The sequence below is a fragment of the Dactylosporangium sp. CA-139066 genome (assembly GCF_050936175.1).
Classification (GTDB): Bacteria; Actinomycetota; Actinomycetes; order Mycobacteriales; family Micromonosporaceae; genus Dactylosporangium.
The window spans coordinates 2,305,527-2,321,562 of record NZ_JBNJNH010000002.1 but is presented as its reverse complement, the minus strand read 5'-3'; the positions used below and the strand labels follow the sequence as shown (position 1 = coordinate 2,321,562).

The 16,036-nt window shown below is 72.9% G+C and carries 12 protein-coding genes; 4 read left to right on the top strand and 8 right to left on the bottom strand.

The window, feature by feature from the left end; all coding sequences use genetic code 11:
• Window positions 1-12 precede the first annotated feature (12 nt).
• The 3 genes from ACQEVU_RS55480 to ACQEVU_RS55470 all read left to right on the top strand — a co-directional run bounded on the left by ACQEVU_RS55480 (window position 13) and on the right by ACQEVU_RS55470 (window position 5,633).
• Window positions 13-903, top strand: a complete 891-nt coding sequence (locus tag ACQEVU_RS55480; protein WP_433339775.1) for an aldehyde dehydrogenase family protein — start codon at window positions 13-15, stop codon at window positions 901-903.
• A gap of 92 nt (window positions 904-995) precedes the next feature.
• Entirely contained in the window at window positions 996-2,111 is a 1,116-nt protein-coding gene (locus tag ACQEVU_RS55475; RefSeq protein WP_433339294.1) for a DNA primase, read from the top strand.
• Window positions 2,112-2,345: 234 nt separating this feature from the next.
• Complete coding sequence (locus ACQEVU_RS55470; RefSeq protein ID WP_433339293.1) at window positions 2,346-5,633, top strand: hypothetical protein; 3,288 nt, start codon at window positions 2,346-2,348, stop codon at window positions 5,631-5,633.
• A gap of 526 nt (window positions 5,634-6,159) precedes the next feature.
• Here the strand turns inward: ACQEVU_RS55470 and ACQEVU_RS55465 are convergent.
• From ACQEVU_RS55465 to ACQEVU_RS55445, 5 genes are all read right to left on the bottom strand, one after another.
• Complete coding sequence (locus ACQEVU_RS55465) at window positions 6,160-6,762, bottom strand: GTP-binding protein (protein ID WP_345124326.1); 603 nt, start codon at window positions 6,760-6,762, stop codon at window positions 6,160-6,162.
• Entirely contained in the window at window positions 6,743-7,120 is a 378-nt protein-coding gene (locus ACQEVU_RS55460; RefSeq protein WP_345124324.1) for a DUF742 domain-containing protein, read from the bottom strand. Before ACQEVU_RS55460 ends, ACQEVU_RS55465 begins: the two co-directional genes overlap by 20 nt.
• 110 nt (window positions 7,121-7,230) lie before the next feature.
• Window positions 7,231-7,635 (bottom strand): roadblock/LC7 domain-containing protein, encoded by a 405-nt coding sequence (locus ACQEVU_RS55455; protein WP_389342733.1) that lies wholly within the window; start codon window positions 7,633-7,635, stop codon window positions 7,231-7,233.
• Window positions 7,632-11,144: a sensor histidine kinase gene (locus tag ACQEVU_RS55450; protein ID WP_433339292.1), complete on the bottom strand. Its 3,513-nt coding sequence runs from the start codon at window positions 11,142-11,144 to the stop codon at window positions 7,632-7,634. Before ACQEVU_RS55450 ends, ACQEVU_RS55455 begins: the two co-directional genes overlap by 4 nt.
• 243 nt (window positions 11,145-11,387) lie before the next feature.
• The gene (locus ACQEVU_RS55445; protein WP_433339291.1) at window positions 11,388-12,455 is read right to left on the bottom strand and encodes an adenosine deaminase; all 1,068 of its coding nucleotides are present in this window, start codon (window positions 12,453-12,455) and stop codon (window positions 11,388-11,390) included.
• Between the two features lie 17 nt (window positions 12,456-12,472).
• Here ACQEVU_RS55445 and ACQEVU_RS55440 point away from each other — a divergent pair, with 17 nt between their 5' ends.
• Window positions 12,473-13,303 carry a putative RNA methyltransferase gene (locus ACQEVU_RS55440; RefSeq protein ID WP_433339290.1) on the top strand — a complete coding sequence of 277 codons (831 nt, stop codon included), beginning with the start codon at window positions 12,473-12,475 and terminating at the stop codon, window positions 13,301-13,303.
• Between the two features lie 14 nt (window positions 13,304-13,317).
• Here the strand turns inward: ACQEVU_RS55440 and ACQEVU_RS55435 are convergent, their stop codons facing one another.
• Genes ACQEVU_RS55435 through ACQEVU_RS55425 form a run of 3 tightly spaced genes read right to left on the bottom strand, consistent with a single transcriptional unit; the run spans window position 13,318 to window position 16,032 of the window.
• The gene (locus ACQEVU_RS55435) at window positions 13,318-14,001 is read right to left on the bottom strand and encodes a DUF4272 domain-containing protein (protein WP_433339289.1); all 684 of its coding nucleotides are present in this window, start codon (window positions 13,999-14,001) and stop codon (window positions 13,318-13,320) included.
• A 37-nt stretch (window positions 14,002-14,038) separates the two neighbouring features.
• On the bottom strand, window positions 14,039-15,316 hold the full coding sequence (locus tag ACQEVU_RS55430) for a thymidine phosphorylase (protein ID WP_433339288.1): 1,278 nt from the start codon (window positions 15,314-15,316) through the stop codon (window positions 14,039-14,041).
• Window positions 15,313-16,032 carry a cytidine deaminase gene (locus ACQEVU_RS55425; protein ID WP_433339287.1) on the bottom strand — a complete coding sequence of 240 codons (720 nt, stop codon included), beginning with the start codon at window positions 16,030-16,032 and terminating at the stop codon, window positions 15,313-15,315. The genes ACQEVU_RS55430 and ACQEVU_RS55425 overlap by 4 nt, the downstream gene beginning before the upstream one ends.
• Between the last annotated feature and the right edge of the window lie 4 nt (window positions 16,033-16,036).

Below are 16,036 nucleotides of genomic sequence, written 5' to 3'. Positions count from 1 at the left end.
AGCACTGGGCCCATTGTCGGAAGCACTGGGCCCACTGCCCGCCTGGCCGTGCGCAAGACGTACAAGCTCTACATCGGCGGCGCGTTCCCGCGCAGCGAGTCCGGGAGGTCATACCAGGTGCAGTCGGCCTCGGGCGACTTCCTCGCCAACGCCGCGCTCGGGTCCCGCAAGGACGTCCGCGACGCCGTCAAGGCGGCCCGGGCGGCCGTGGCCAAGTGGTCCGGCGCGACCGCGTACAACCGCGGGCAGATCCTCTACCGCGTCGCCGAGATGCTGGAGGGCCGCCGCGACCAGTTCGTCGCCGAGGTGTCCGCGGCCGAGGGTGTCACCGCGGCCGACGCGGAGGCGCTGGTCGACGCCGCGATCGACCGCTGGGTCTGGTACGCGGGCTGGTCCGACAAGATCGCCCAGGTGCACGGCGGGGCCAACCCCGTCGCCGGGCCCTACTTCAACCTCTCCGCGCCCGAGCCGACCGGGGTGGTCGGCGTCGTCGCGCCCGCGGAGTCGTCGCTACTGGGGCTGGTGAGCGTCGTCGCGCCGGCCATCGTCACCGGCAACACCGTCGTCGTGCTCGCCTCGACCGAGCGTCCATTGCCGGCGGTCACCCTGGGCGAGGTACTGGCGACGTCCGACCTGCCCGGCGGGGTCGTCAACCTGCTGACGGGCTCGGTCGCCGAGATGGCCCCGTGGCTCGCGGCGCACATGGACGTGAACGCCATCGATCTCACCGGTGTGACGGACCCCACACTGGCGCAAGCGTTGGAGGTGGCGGCGGCGGAAAACCTGAAGCGGGTGATCCGCCCCGAAACCGGGCATGACCCCGACTGGACCGCCGACCCCGGCGTGTCCCGGATGCTCTCGCTGCTGGAGATCAAGACGGTCTGGCACCCCAAGGGGGTCTGACCGCCACAGAACCTGCACACTAGGGTGTTTTGTGCGCGAGGCCACACACGCCCTAGTGTGCCCGCACGCCGAGCCCGACTACGGAGGTCACAGTGGCCCGCCAGTCTTCCCGGTCCGCTTCGTCGCGGTCGAACGCCGCTTCGTCGCGGCCGAGCGCCAAGCCGGCCGAGCAGGTCGAGGAGGAGGTCGACGCCGTCGAGGAGATCGAGGACGTCGACGTCGAGGACGACAACGAGGTCGAAGAGGACCTCGATCTTGATGACGAGGAAGCCGGAAGTCGCTCGGCCCAGGCCGACGCGATGTGGGCCGACGTCAAGATCGAGCCGGTCGAGCTGGCCCTGCCGAAGGGCGTCGGCTGGACGCTGCGGGCGTACCGGCTCTCGACCGAGCTGACGCCGACCCAGGTGGACGAGGAAGAGGATGAGTTCGCGATCCTCCACCGCCGCGCGGACGAGCACGACGAGGACGACGACCGCGTCGTGATCCTCGAAAACCCGGAGATGTTCGAGGAAGAGGAGCCGGCGCCGGTCGCCTCCTCCGCCGCTGCCAAGAGCCGCAAGAAGGCCAAGCCCGCCGACGACGACGAGGAGTCGGACGAGGACGAGCTGGACGAGGCCGAGGCCCGGGACGAGTCGGACGCTTCCGACGAGTCGGATGACGCCGAAGAGGCGGAGGCCGAGGAAGAGGAAGAAGAGGACGAGGACGAGGAAGAGGAGGAGCCCGAGGAGGTTCCGGTCTTCCTCAGCGACCACGGCAAGCTCCTGCTCTTCCGCAGCCCCGAGGGCCTCGTCGAGTTCGTGAAGTCCGACGCCGAGCACGACATGACCCAGCTCGACACCTGGGAGAGCCTCAAGGACCGCATCACGGCGTCGTCGATCGTGGCCACGGACGAGAACCGCTACGAGCTCGACCTCGTCGTGGAGAACCTCCGCGGCGGCCAGGACGCCTGGGACACCGACCTGCTGCTCGGCGCCGGCGAGGCCGCACGTGACCTTGCTTACGCCCTGCGGCTCGAGCCGGTCCGCACCGCGCTCTCCACTGGCTCACCCCTCGACGACCTGGACGAGGGCCTGCGAGCTGCGGCGAACGGCGGCGTCGGCGGATTCTTCGCCAAGCGCCGGCTCAAGAAAATCGGGGCACAACAGGCAGCGCTCGGCTGGCGGACGATTATTGGCAAGATTTCTGCCGCCGTGGACTGGCGTGATTGATTTGTGACCGACAGGATCTAAGCCGTGGGCATTTTGGCACGGCGGGCCCGACCCGGCCCCTAGCCGGACGGGTGGCGACGGTGGACGACGATCAGCCAGCGGGGCATTCAGCCGAAACGGCTGATCGCGTCACCGGCCGTCAACCTGTTCACTAGAGGTCGTTCAGTTTGACCTGCGGCAACACGTCGGTGGGGAGCCGGGACAGTCCCCGCCGCCGTGACGAAAGCTCAACCGATGTCCCGAGAGGAGGACGACGCGGTGGCGCTCGTTCGGGTGTACTGCGGTCTGGCGTCGGCTGACCCCGCCGAGCCGCAGTCGGGTTCCGACATCTGGTTGACCGTCGCGGTCGTCGACGACGCCGGCCGACTCATCGACATCTGCGAGGTGAGCGATGACGCCGGCGGCTACGCCGAGCTGAGCGCTCTGCTGGCGCAGCGCTCCGGCGGCACGTCCGCCGTGGCGGTCGCGGCCGAGAGCGACGACCACGTCGTAACCCAGCTGCTCACCGCGGCCGGCCGCAACCTCGCGTTCACCGACGACGACTCGGCCGACGACTACGCCGAGCGCTTCGCCGACGACGAGTCGCCGGAGGAGATCCAGTCCAGCGCCGCCGAGCGCCGCGCGGTCGGGCTCGCCCGGGCGCTGCAGGCCGGCGTGCTCTCCGCGGTCGGCCAGAGCCCGCCGCGGGACATGCTGCCGCTCAAGCCGGTCCTGGCCGCGCACGCCGCCGTGGTCTCCGGCCGGCAGAGCGCCGCGGCCACGCTGCGCGAGGTTCTCCGCGAGCTCTACCCGGCCGCCCTGCGCGCCTACCCCGACCCGGCCGAGGCGATCCCGCTGGCCGTCCTCGACGCCCTGCCGGAGCCCGGCATCCTCGGCGGCGGCGCCACCGGCCGCAAGGCCGACGCGACCGTCGTGGCCGAGCTCGCCAAGGCCGGCGTGGCCGACGCCGACACCCTCGGCGAGGCGATCACCGCCCTGCGCGTCGCGATCGCCGAGACGCCCCGCCGCACCGGCGTCAACCGAGCCATGAACAACGCCGTCGCCGAGACGATCAGGCAGTCGGTCGCCGCGGTGCGCGCGAGCGACGCCGCGGCCGCCGCTCTCGTTGCGGTACTGGCGGACAAGATGACCCCGGCCGTGCCGCGGGTGGCACCAGGGCGCCAGCGCCCGGCCACGCCGCTCGCCCCGGCCACCCCGCTGCGCCCGGGCGCCGTCCCGGCCCAGGCCGCGAGCCCGGCCCACGAAAGCATGCCGTCCCGCTCGCGGGCCGTCGCCGTCGCCTCCAACGCCCGCCCGCCGGCCGCCGCGGCCGAGGCGGCCCCGACCCGCTCGCGGGCCGCGTCCCGCGCCGCCGAGGCCGCCCGCGCCGAGGAGTCGGCCGCCGCGCGCGCCGTCGGCGGCCGCCGCCGCGCCCAGACCCCGCCGTCGCAGGCCCAGCCGCCGGTCGTCTCGGCGCCGCCGGCCGCGGTCGTCTCCACCCCGCCGGTCATCTCCACCCCACCCGGCTACACGCCGGCCGCGGCGAGCGGGTCGACCTACGGGCAGATCTCCTCGGCCCCGCCGGCGTACGGCCAGGTTTCCTCGGCCCCGCCCGCCTACGGTCAGGTCTCGTCGGCCCCGCCGGCGTACGGGGTCACCTCGGCGCCGCCGGTGACGTCCACGCCGCCCGGCTACACGCCGCCGTCGCACGCCGCGCCGCCGCCGTACCAGCCGGCCGCCTACCAGCCGCCGACGCCGATGTACGCGCCCGCGCCGCCGGTCCCGCCGACCTACCAGCCGCCGGTCCCGGCCTCCATGCAGTCGATCCCGGTGCCGCTGCAGGCGCCGCCCCCGCAGCCCCAGCCGGTCGCGCCGCTGCCCGTGGCCCCCGCGCCCGTCGCGCCGCCGCCGGTCGCGCCCGCCCCGGTGATCCCGCCGCAGCCGACGGCGAGCGAGCCGCAGTACACCTCGCTCATGCCGCCGCCCCCGCCGGGCATCGCCCCGCTCGTCGGCGAGCCGCCGCGGTTCGACCCGTACGCGTACGACCCGCTGTCCGGCCCCTCCTCGGCCCCGCCGGCCGCGTCGGTCTCGGCCGCGCCCACCTCGGGCGGCGGCGCGCACGACAACGGCGCCATGCGCCTGAGCGACCTCAGCGCCCTCGGCGAGCCCCCGACCCTCGACACGGCCACCGCGGCGGCGGACTCGCGCTCCGGCTGGCCGCTGGGTGCGTCGGACACGCCGGCGACGGAGGCGGCCGCGTACAAGTTCGGGGCCGACCCGCTCGCCTCCCCCTCGGAGCTGAGCAGCCTGCCGAAGCTGAGCGACATCCCGCAGCCGCCGGACTTCTCGGCGCTCGAGGCGGCGGCCCTGGAGACCAGCTCGTTCGGCACCGGCCAGGCGTCCCGGTCCGCGTCCGGCTCCGGCGAGTTCGCCGCGCTGTCCCGCGCCGAGCTGTCCCGGCCCTCCGACCCCACCGCCGGCATGTCGCGCTCCGAGCGCAACCGCGCCGAGCGCGAGCGGGCCGAGCGGGCCGAGCAGCTCACCCGGTCGGAGTCGCGGCGGGCCGAGCGCGGCCGGGCCGAGGAGGACGAGCGCAGCCTCCCCGCCGCCGCGCGCACCGAGCTCCCCGACACTTCGCGCACCGAGATCCCGCGCTCCGAGCGCTCGCGCACCGAGATCCCGCGGTCGGAGCGTTCCCGGACCGAGATCCCCCGCTCCGAGCGGTCCCGCACGGAGATCCCGCGCAGCGAGCGGTCCCGCACGGCCGAGCGCCACGTCGAGCTCCCCCGCCAGCGCGAGGGCCGCGTGCCCCCGCCGTGGCAGACCGGCGAGCTGCCCCTCGAGCCGGCGGGTCTGCGCCTGGTCGAGCCGGCCCCCGTGCCGGACCCGGCGCTGAAGGGCGGATATCCGGACGAGCTCAGCGGGGAGTACAGCGGCGAGTTCCGCTTCGAGCCCCCCGCCCTGCGCCTGGTCGACTCGGACCGCCCGGCGGAGCGCGCCACGGCCCGCAGCAGCGGCTCGGGCGCCGGCCGTTCGCGCCGCGCGACCGCCGAGCGCGAGGCCGCCGCGGCCAAGCCGGCCGACGAGGGCGACGGCGACCTGCTGATCTTTGCCGCGGCCCGCTCGGCCTGGTTCACCGACTGGGACGCCGAGTCCACCGGCGAGACGGCGGTCCAGGCCGCCCGCCCCGCGTGGGAGAACTCCAACGACACCGCCTGGCAGGCGGCCCAGCGCGCCGCCGCTCCGGAGATCGGCGACGAGACCCGCTCGGGCCTGCCCCGCCGCGTGCCGCAGCAGAACCTGGTGCCCGGCGCGCCGGTCAACAACCCGGAGCGGCCGCTGCGGATCGTCCGCGACGCCGCCCAGATCGCCGCCCACACGACCGGCTACTTCCGCGGCTGGCGCCGCGGGCAGGAGGTCGGCGGCTTCTCGGTCGGCGGTCGCCCGGGCCGCGAGTCGGCGGGTGGCTGGGACTTCAGCCGGGACGCGAGCAGCCGGGACTACCAGGAGCGCGAGTACGAGTACCGGTCCGCGCGCCGCTGAGCAACGCCCGATCAAGGGCCGCTTCCCCTCGGGGGAGGCGGCCCTTGTCGTTGCGCCTCCCGCATCCGGCACTCCCACGCCGCCCAGGATCGCCGTGAGCGGTCCACGCCCCGCCATCCCGCATCCGGCACTCCCACGCCGCCCAGGATCGCCGTGAGCGGTCCGCCCCTGACCGGGTGTCCCCCAGGCGCCGCCGTGAGCCCAGGCGGCATTCAGGGCCGTCTAAAGGCACACCAGAGTCGCGGCAGGGGCGGACGCCCTGCGGGTCCATCGCCGCCGATCAACCGTCACATAACCGAAAAATCCGATATGTCCGTCACGGAGTGGCGGACATATCGGATCTGCTCGGGTCGTCGCGGGCGCGGGCGGCATTGCGAGAGCGGCGAATGCCTGGTGCGGTTGGATGGGTACGCTGCGTACAGGAGGCACAACACAAACGCGCACCGGGCGGCCCTGTGGGCTACTCGGTGCGCGGCTGCGGCTGAGGGGTGCCGTGCTGCTGTGCAGTTGTGGTGCGCGGCGCTGCTTACGCCGGCGCGGTGGCGCGGGTCCGGCGCATCGACAGGACGTACTCGACCAGCGAGATGAGCACGTTCTTCGTCGACTCGCGGGAGCGCGCGTCGCACGAGACGACGGGCACGTCGCTCGAGATCGCGAGCGCCTCGCGCACGTCGTCGGCGTTGTGGTACTGCACGCCGTCGAAGCAGTTGATGGCCACCAGGTACGGCAGCCGCCGGTGCTCGAAGAAGTCGATCGCGGCGAAGCAGTCGGCGAGGCGCCGCGTGTCCACCATCACGACCGCCCCGATGGCCCCGCGCACCAGCTCGTCCCACATGAACCAGAAACGCGTCTGGCCCGGGGTGCCGAACAGGTACAGGATCAGGTCCCGGTCGATCGAGATACGACCGAAGTCCATCGCGACCGTGGTCGTCGTCTTGCCGGGCACATTGCGGGTGTCATCCACACCGACACCGGCGGAGGTCATGATGGCCTCGGTGGTCAGCGGCGTGATCTCCGAGACCGAGCCGACCAGTGTGGTCTTGCCCACGCCGAACCCACCGGCGATGACGATCTTCGCTGACGTGACCCGCCCTGGGCGGTGCGCCACGTCAGAGCCTCCGAAGTCCACTCAGCACCCTCTCAAGCAGTTCTGTGCCCACCGACTCGTTTTCGTCGAGCGAGGTCGGCTCGTACACCGCGACCAGTCCGTCGGCAGCCATGTCCGCGACGATGACGCGGGCGACACCCAGCGGGAGCTGCATGCGCGCCGCGATCTCGGCGAGGGACTGCAGGCGCCCGTCGCAAAGCGTGGAAATGTATTGCTGCTCCTGGCCGTGAGCACCGCCCGGCCGGGTATTCGCCGCCCGGCCACGCACGGTGGTCTCGACCAGCGCCTCGATCGCAATCTCCAGCTTGGGCCGGGTGCGACCTCGGGTGACGGCGTACGGCCTTACCAACGCGCCCGTTGGCTCATCGCGTTCGGCCATGTTCGCCGTTCACCTCCTCACTCGTCGGGCCTCGTAAGCAGCCACTTCGGCTGTTAGCAGCCTAGATATTGGTAAGCCTGACAAAAACTGCTCTGTCACCTGGTTCAGCTTCAGCCGAGCATCGAAGCGGCAGGCCGTGGCGGCGGCGTCAGCGCGTCACCGACCCGGTCGACCAGCAGCGCCATTTCGTAGCCGACCTGACCGACGTCGCAGGCGCGGGCCGCGAGGACCGCGAACGACGAGCCGTCGGAGATCGACATGAGGAACAGGAAGCCGTTGTCCATTTCGACGACAGTCTGCAGCACCGCGCCGCCCTCGAAGCACCGCGACGCGCCCTGGGTCAGGGACACCAGACCCGAGGCGATCGCCGCGAGCTGATCACCGCGGTCGCGGGGCAGGTCGCGAGAAGCAGCCAACAGCAGACCGTCCGCCGAGACGGCGACCGCGTGGGCGACCCCCGGCACTCGGTCCGCGAAGTTGGCGAGCAGCCAACCGAGATCCTGCGTAGATGTCATGCCTCTTGCTCCTTGCCAACCTGCGAGTTTTGAGGCCCGGCCGAAGTCGGCTCCGGGGTTTTCGAGTCGTCGGACCGCGTGCGGCCGCGCTGAACGCCTCGGTGATACGCCGACAACAGACCGCGCACGGACTCCGGCGTCCGCTTGTGCGCAACGGTGGTGTTCTTTTCAACGCCGCCTGGAACCAACTGCGACATCGGAACGCGCTTGGGCAAACCAATGTCGGTAGTCGTAAATTCCTGCGCCTCAGCGAGTGCCGCTGCCGCCTGCCATCCTTCGTCTGCAGCAGTTTGCCAGTTTACTGCCGAACCGCTCGACGCCCGGTCGGCCGAACCTCGCGAAGCTTCACCCGGACTACGGGTTTCAAATCGCTGCGGAGGCACGTATGGAGGCGGCGCTTCACTGTACGTGACCTCGACCGGGCGGGTGCTCGGGGAGGGCTGAGCAGGGGCGGGAGCAGCCGCCGGCGGCGGTTCATCCAGGGGCTGCCGCTTGGTCGTGAACCAGGCCGACTCGAGCTCCCGGAAGATCGGCAGCTCCATCGTCTCGTCCACGAAACGCTGGCGAGAGTCGCGAGCGTCGCTTTCGTTCGCCGGAGGATCCCAGTCCAGACGGACCCGCGGGATCTCCGCCGTCATGTCGACGGGCGCGTAGGGCTCGGGCTGCGGCGCGGGGCGCGGCGGCTCGGGCTCGGCGGGCGGCCACGCGACCGGCGCCGGGGCGGGCGCCGGGGGCGGGCCCGCGGGGGCCTCGTCGTAGGTGGGGAAGCCGGGGCGCTGCCGCGGGATGGGCCCGCTGACCTCCTCGGCGTCGACGTCGTCGGACGGCCAGGACTCGTTGGCGCGGCGCTGCGGCAGCGCGCCGAGGTCGCCCGTCCGGTCCGCGCGGCCCGGGCGGTCCTGCGGGCTCGGCGTGTCCGGTCGGCTCGGCGCGAACGCGTCGTTGCCGACGCCGGTCAGGTCCGACCACGCCGGGAGGTTGCGGCCACCGCCGGTCCGGTCGCCCGCACCCGGCCGGTCGCCCGCGCCGTTGCCGGAACCGAAGCCGTTGCCGGCGCCGAAGCCGCCGCGGCCGTTGCCGCGGTCGCCGTAGCCACCCTGGTCGCTGTATCCGCTCTGGCCCGCGAAGCTGTCCCCGCGCTCGAACCCGCCGCCGCTGGGCGGCAGGGACGGGCGGGCCGGGGGCTCGGGCGGGGCCGGGCGCGGCGGAGTGCCGTTGGCGAAGCCGTTGACGGTCGGGCGCTCGCCCGTGTTGCTCTGGCCGCCGCCGCCGCCGAAGAGGCCGCTGCTGGTGAGGGTGCCGAAGCGGGGTCCGCTACCGCCGCCGGGGCCGCGACCCGCGCCGCTCAGGCCGCCGCCGAGGCCGCCCGGGGTCGGGCCGCTCTCGAGCGCCAGCGGCGAGGAGAGCGGGGAACGCGGCGCCGGCGCCGACGGGATCGGCCGCGCCTGGACGACGTCGTTGGGGCCGACGGCGGGCATGCCGGCGCTCGGCATCCCGGCGGCCAAGCGCCCGGACAGCGCCCGCGGCACGAGCACGCCGGCCGGCAGCGTCATGTCGGCGATGGTGCCGCGCTCGCGCGCCGCCCGCAGCTCGACCTTGACGCCGTGCCGGGCCGCCAGCCGGGCGACCACGACCAGGCCCATCATCCGGGAGACGGCCACGTCGACCATCGGCGGGTTGGCCAGGCGATCGTTGAGCTCGGACAGCTGCTCGGGCGAGATGCCGATGCCGTGGTCCTCGACCAGCAGCACCGAGCGGTCGCCCACGCGGCGGGCCTCGACGATGACCGCCGAGTCCGGCGGCGAGAACGCCGTCGCGTTGTCGAGCAGCTCGGCGACCAGGTGGACCATGTCGTTGACCGCGTGGGCCGCGATCTCGATGTCCCGGTCGATCATGCCGAACTCGATGCGCGTGTAGTGCTCGACCTCGGACTGCGCGGCGCGCAGCACGTCCATCAGCGGCGCCGGCTCGCGCTGGATGCGCGTGGAGTCGGCGCCGGCGAGGACCAGGAGGTTTTCGTCGTTGCGGCGCATCCGGGTGGCCAGGTGGTCGAGCTGGAAGAGCTCGGCCAGGCGGTCCGGGTCCTCCTCGCCGCGCTCCAGCCGGTCCAGGTGACCGATGAGCCGGTCGACCAGGATCTGGGAGCGGCGGGCGAGGTTGACGAACATCGTCGCAACGCTGGCTCGCAGGGCGGCCTGCTCGGCCGCGGTGCGCACGGCCTCGAGGTGGACGGCGTTGAACGCCTCGGCCACCTGGCCGAACTCGTCGCGGCTGCGAATGGGCAGCGGCTCGGCGATCTGCAGGGCGAGCTGGTGCGGCGACATCTGCGTGGCCAGCGACGGGTCGCGCAGGCGCTGCACCGCCTGGGGCAGGCCGAACTGCGCAACCGTGAGCGCGCCGTGGCGCAGCTCGCGCAGCGAGCGGGCCATCGACCGGGCCACGATCCAGGCGAAGAGGATCGCGAGCAGCAGCATGCCGAGCAGGAGGCCGGCGGTGACGAGCACCTGGCGCTGCAGGTCGTTGCGGTGCGCCGTGGCGTTCTCGATGTTGTGCTCGTCGAACTCGATCTCGATGCCGCGCAGCAGGTTGGCGCGGTTGACCATCGCGTTGTCCCAGTCGGCCGCCTTGAAGATGCCCTCGGGCAGCGCCTCGGTGGTCAGCGGCGTCAGCTCGCCCTCGAACTTCTGGGCCTCGCGCAGGTCGGAGCCGGAGATCTTCTTGTCGTACAGGTCGCGGTGCCACGGCTGCGAGTTGACCCGGAACTGCTCCTCGGCCTGGTCACGACCGGCGACCGCGGAGGCGAACTCCTTGCGTAGCTGCGGCGTGAACTGGGTCGTGGTGAGCGCCCGGAGCACGACCTCGCGCTCGAGGGACACCTGCTCCTTCATCTCGGAGATGGCGGCCGCGGCGCGCATGTCGGCGCCGAGCGACGGGTTGTTGGACAGCCCCGCCGCGGAGTCGCGGATGCCGAGCAGGTCGTCGATCAGGGTGCGGTAGCGGCCGACCACGGTGCTGGCCAGGATCTCCTTGCCACCGTCGCTGATCTGCTTGCGCATGCCGGCGAGGTCGCCCAGCTGCGTGTCGATCGAGGCGAGCTGGTCGCGGAAGTCCGCCGGCGGGTCGGCCAGGCCGGACCGGGTGAGGCGGTACTGCTTCGCCGCGTCGTCGGTCTTCTGGATCTGCCGCTCGTAGACGCTCTTGGCCTCGACGGTGGCGGCCTGGTCGGTGATGACGCCGAGCAGCAGCGCCGCGTTGGCGCGCTCGCTCTGCAGCTCGTGGACCAGGGCCGACGCCTGGGCCGACAGCCCGGACAGGGTCCGCGCCCGGTCGGCGTCGTTCGCCTCGCCGATGTTGTTCACGAGGCCGTTGGTGCCCACCACGATCGTGGCGATGATCGGGACGATCATGATCAGGCCCAGCTTGGACCAAATTGGCAGGTCTCGGAGCCGGCCGATCGGGAAACGCAGACGCGACGAGGCCGGCTCCCGCGTCGATGGCCGTTTGCTCACTTCACCGCCCTCCGAACCGGCGCCTTGTGGAACAGCAGGCACCCGCGACCGGCCGACCCTACTGGGCCAGACCTCCGAGATTCCACCATGTCCCGTGCCAAGAAGAAAGCCCAGGTCTACCGGTGTTCCCTATGTACAGGTACGCAAGAAATGTCCAGATGGCTCGGATTTAGGCCGATCGTCCGCCTACGCTGGGCGGTTTACCCGATACACCCAGATGATCGTCGGCGACAAATGCGGACATCAGGTCAACTTCGCGTACGCCGGCTTGATGACATCGTTGATCAACGCCAGCCGCTCGTCGAACGGAATGAAGGCACTCTTCATCGCGTTCACCGTGAACCACTGCAATTCCGGCCAACCGTAGCCGAACGCCTCGACGAGCAGCGCCATCTCACGCGTCATGCTGGTGCCGCTCATGAGCCGGTTGTCGGTGTTCACGGTCACGCGGAAGCGCAGGTCACGCAGCAACCCGATCGGGTGTTCCCGGATCGAGGCGGCGGCGCCGGTCTGCACGTTGGAGGACGGGCAGAGCTCCAGCGGTATCCGCTTGTCCCGCACGTAGGCCGCGAGCCGGCCGAGGGTGTTGTCCGGGCCGATGTCGTCGACGATGCGCACCCCGTGCCCGAGCCGGTCCGCGCCGCACCACTGCAGCGCCTGCCAGATCGACGGCAGGCCGAACGCCTCGCCGGCGTGGATGGTGAAATGTGAGTTCTCGCGCTGGAGGTACTCGAACGCGTCCAGGTGCCGGGTGGGCGGGTATCCGGCCTCCGCTCCGGCGATGTCGAACCCGACGACGCCGGCGTCGCGGTACCGGATGGAGAGCTCGGCGATCTCCATCGAGCGCGCCGCGTGGCGCATCGCGGTGAGCAGCGTGCCGACCCGGATCGGGGTGCCCTGCGCCGCCGCCTCGGCCGAGCCGTCGCGGAACCCGTCGAGCACCGCCTCGACGACCTCGGGCAGCGTCAGGCCCCGCTCCAGGTGCTGTTCGGGGGCGAAGCGGACCTCCGCGTACACCACCCCGTCCGCCGCAAGGTCCAGCGCACACTCCCGGGCGACCCGCTTCAGCGCGACCGCCGTCTGCATGACGGCCACGGTGTGGGCGAAGGTGGTGAGGTACCGCTCCAGGGACCCCGAGTCGGCGGCGGCGACGAACCACTCGCCGAGCCCCTCGGGCGTCGCCGCGGGCAGCTCGTGGCCGATCCCGGCGGCGAGGTCGAGGATCGTGGCGGGCCGCAGCCCCCCGTCCAGGTGATCGTGCAGCAGGGCCTTGGGTGCGCGACGGATCTCGTCGTACGTAGGTACAGCCATGCACCGACACTAGTGCTGTGCACCCCGCCGTCATCACTCATCTGCGCTGTCCGGTATGCCGCGAGTCGCTGTCCCCCGCCGAGCGGGCGCTACGGTGCGGCAACGGGCACTCGTTCGATATCGCCCGGCAGGGGTACGTCGACCTGACCGCCGGCCGCCCCGCCCACACCGGCGACACCGCGGAGATGGTGCAAGCCCGGTCGGCGCTGCTCGCGGCCGGCCACTTCGAACCGCTCGCGTCCGCGATCGCCGCGGAGGCGACGGCCGAGGGTCTCGTGGTGGAGGTCGGGGCCGGCACCGCGTACTACCTGGCGCGATGCGTCGGACAAACCGAACACGCCGGGATCGCCGTCGACACCTCCAAGGCCGCCCTGCGTCGCGCGGCCCGGGCCGGCGAGCGGATCGGCGCGATCCGGGCCGACATCTGGCAGGGCCTGCCCATCGCCGACGGCGCGGCCGCCGTGATCCTGGACGTGTTCGCCCCGCGGTCCGGCGCGGAGTTCGCGCGGGTGCTGCGCCCCGGCGGCCGGCTCGTCGTGGCCACCCCGGCCGAGGGTCACCTGGCCGAGCTGGTCGACGCGCTCGGGCTGATCCGGGTCGACCCGGCCAAGCGGGAGCGCCTGCACAAGAGCCTGGACGAGTGGTTCGTCCAGGCGGCGCAGCGGCGGGTCCGCGCGCCGCTGGCCCTGTCGCGAGCCGACGCGCACGCCCTCGTCGGCATGGGGCCGAGCGCGTGGCACACCGAACCGGCCGCGATCGCCCGCGCTCTCGACGCGATGACCGAGCCGATCGCCGCGACCCTGGACGTCGACCTCACGGCGTGGCAACGGCGCGAAAGTAGGGCATAGGCGGATTTATCCGCTCAGGTCGACAGGTCCACCTGCTCCCAGCCGGGCGGGGCGCCGTGGTACGGGCCGGTGAAGACCACCGCCCACTCCAGGGCCCACCGGCGCTGGCCCACCGTGTTGGAGTCGGCCTCGCCGGGCAGCGGCAGGCGGCTGCGCTCGGCCTCCAGGATGGAGCGGTCCAGGCAGTAATAAAGGTCCAGCTGAGCGGCGGCGGCCAGGGGCGAGCGCGGGGCGGCCAGCGTGCGGCGGCGCCAGGCGTCGAAGCTCTCGCCCTGCGCCAGGTTGGGCAGGCGCTCCAGCAGGCCCTCGGCGGCACAGCGCAGCAGGGGATCCAGGTCCAGCGCGATGCCCAGCAGCCAGGACAGGGCGAACAGGGCCTCCAGGTGCAGCGCGAAGGAGCGCTCGTCGCCCGTGCCGTCGGCGACGAACTGCCACTCCGGCGGCGTCAGGCGATCCACCAGCCGGGACTCATCCAGCCACTGCAGGGCCAGCTCGGGCGGCATGCCGAGGGCGCGGGCCAGGACCACGTTCAGGCAGGCGGCCCGCGCCTCGATCTCGCCGCCGGGGCGCAGGTCGACCTGATCACCCGGCTCCCAGACCAGCGGGAAGTCGGGCGGGGGAAGTGGGAGCCGCAGGCGGTGCAGCTCCTCCAGGCTTGCCTCCCGCACCCGCTGCGGATCCGGCGCCGTGACGCTCACCCGCGCACAATAGCCAACCGTTCAGATGGGGTGTACATCAGGAGATCCGGTCGAGAATCAAGGGCCGCTTGGCCAGGGGCGCCCCGGTGACCGTAACGGCGCCGCGGGCCACCTCCAGCGCGGCGGGCAGCTTCGCGGGGTCCTCCGCGCGCAGCTCCATGATCACGTCGCCGGCCTTGACCGCCTCGCCGGGCTTGCGGCGCAGCCAGATGCCGGCCGAGGCGCTCACCGGGTCCTCCTTGCGGGCGCGGCCCGCGCCCAGGCGCCAGGCGGCCACGCCGACCGCGTAGGCGTCCATGGTGGCCACGAAGCCGTCCTCGTCCGCGGTGATGGTCTCGACCTCGTTGGCGACCGGCAGCGGGGCGTCCGGGTCGCCGCCCTGGGCCCGCACCAGCGCGCGCCACGAGTCCATCGCGCGGCCGTCGGCGATCGCCTGCTGCGGATCGATGTCGCCGAGGCCGACGGCGTCGAGCATCTCCCGGGCCAGGGCGAGGGTCAGCGTGACCACGTCCTGCGGGCCGCCGCCGGCCAGGACCTCCAGGGACTCCTCGACCTCGATCGAGTGGCCGACGGCGCGGCCCAGCGGGATCTCCATGTCGGTGAGCAGGGCGACCGTGGTGACGCCGTGGGCCTTGCCGAGCTCGACCATGGTGCGGGCCAGCTCGCGGGCGTCGGCGACCTCGCGCATGAAGGCGCCGGAGCCGAACTTGACGTCCAGCACGAGCGCGGAGGTGCCCTCGGCGATCTTCTTGCTCATGATCGAGCTGGCGATGAGGGGAATCGCCTCGACGGTGCCGGTGACGTCGCGCAGCGCGTAGAGCTTGCGGTCGGCCGGGGCCAGGCCCTCCCCCGCGGCGCAGATGGCGGCGCCGACGGTGCGCAGCTGCTCGACGAACTCCTCATTGGACAGCTTCGTGCCGAAGCCGCGCACCGCCTCCAGCTTGTCCAGCGTGCCGCCGGTGTGGCCCAGGCCGCGGCCGGACAGCTGCGGTACGGCGGCGCCGCAGGCGGCCACGAGCGGCGTGAGCGGCAGAGTGATCTTGTCGCCGACGCCGCCGGTGGAGTGCTTGTCGACCGTGGGGCGCCCGACCCCGGTCAGGTCCAGCCGCTCCCCCGACGCGATCATCGCCGCCGTCCAGCGGGCGATCTCCCCCGGCGTCATGCCGTTGAGCAGGATCGCCATCGCCAGCGCCGACATCTGCTCGTCGGCCACCTCGCCCCGGGTGTACGCGGCGACGACCCAGTCGATCTGCTCGTCGCTCAGCACGCCCTTGTCACGCTTGGCGCGGATGACGTCCACGGCCGCGAAGCTCATCGGGTGCTCCAGTCTCGTTCGATGCCGGCCGGGCGCGGGGTGTCCCCGGCCCAGCTCGCGGTGCCCTGCGCGTCGACGACCACGACCCGCGGGGTGCGGATGCGGCCCCACTCGACCGCCTCGGGGGCGGTGGCGAAGATCGGGCCCTCCTCCAGGATGCCCGCCGGCTCGTCGTCGGCGGTGCCGGACGAGCGTTCCCAGTACGACGTCCAGACCTGCCGCCCGTCGGCGATGTCGGGGTGGACGAACACGGTGCCGCTGCCGACCTTCAGCGCGAGCGCGGCCGGCACGGCCGGACGGCGGTCCTGCTCGGCGCGCTCGGCCGCGATGCGGTCCAGGTCCTCGTTGTCGAAGGCGTGCGGCAGCAGGGCCGACATCGGCAGCGGCCCGCTCGCGTGGTCGATGAGCAGCGCCGAACCGCCGTGCTCCCACAGCAGCTGCCGGCAGCGCCCGCACGGCATGAGCGGGCGCCCGTCGGCGTCGACGCAGGCCAGCGCGACCAGCCGGCCGCCGCCGGTCACCTGAAGGCTCCCGACCAGGCCGCACTCGGCGCACAGGCCGAGGCCGTAGGAGGCGTTCTCGACGTTGCAGCCGACCACGATCCGGCCGTCGTCGACGAGCGCGGCCGCGCCGACCGGGAACTTCGAGTAGGGGGCGTAGGCCCGTTCCATGGCGGTGATGGCCGCGCTGCGCAGCGCGGCCCAGTCGATGTTCACAGCC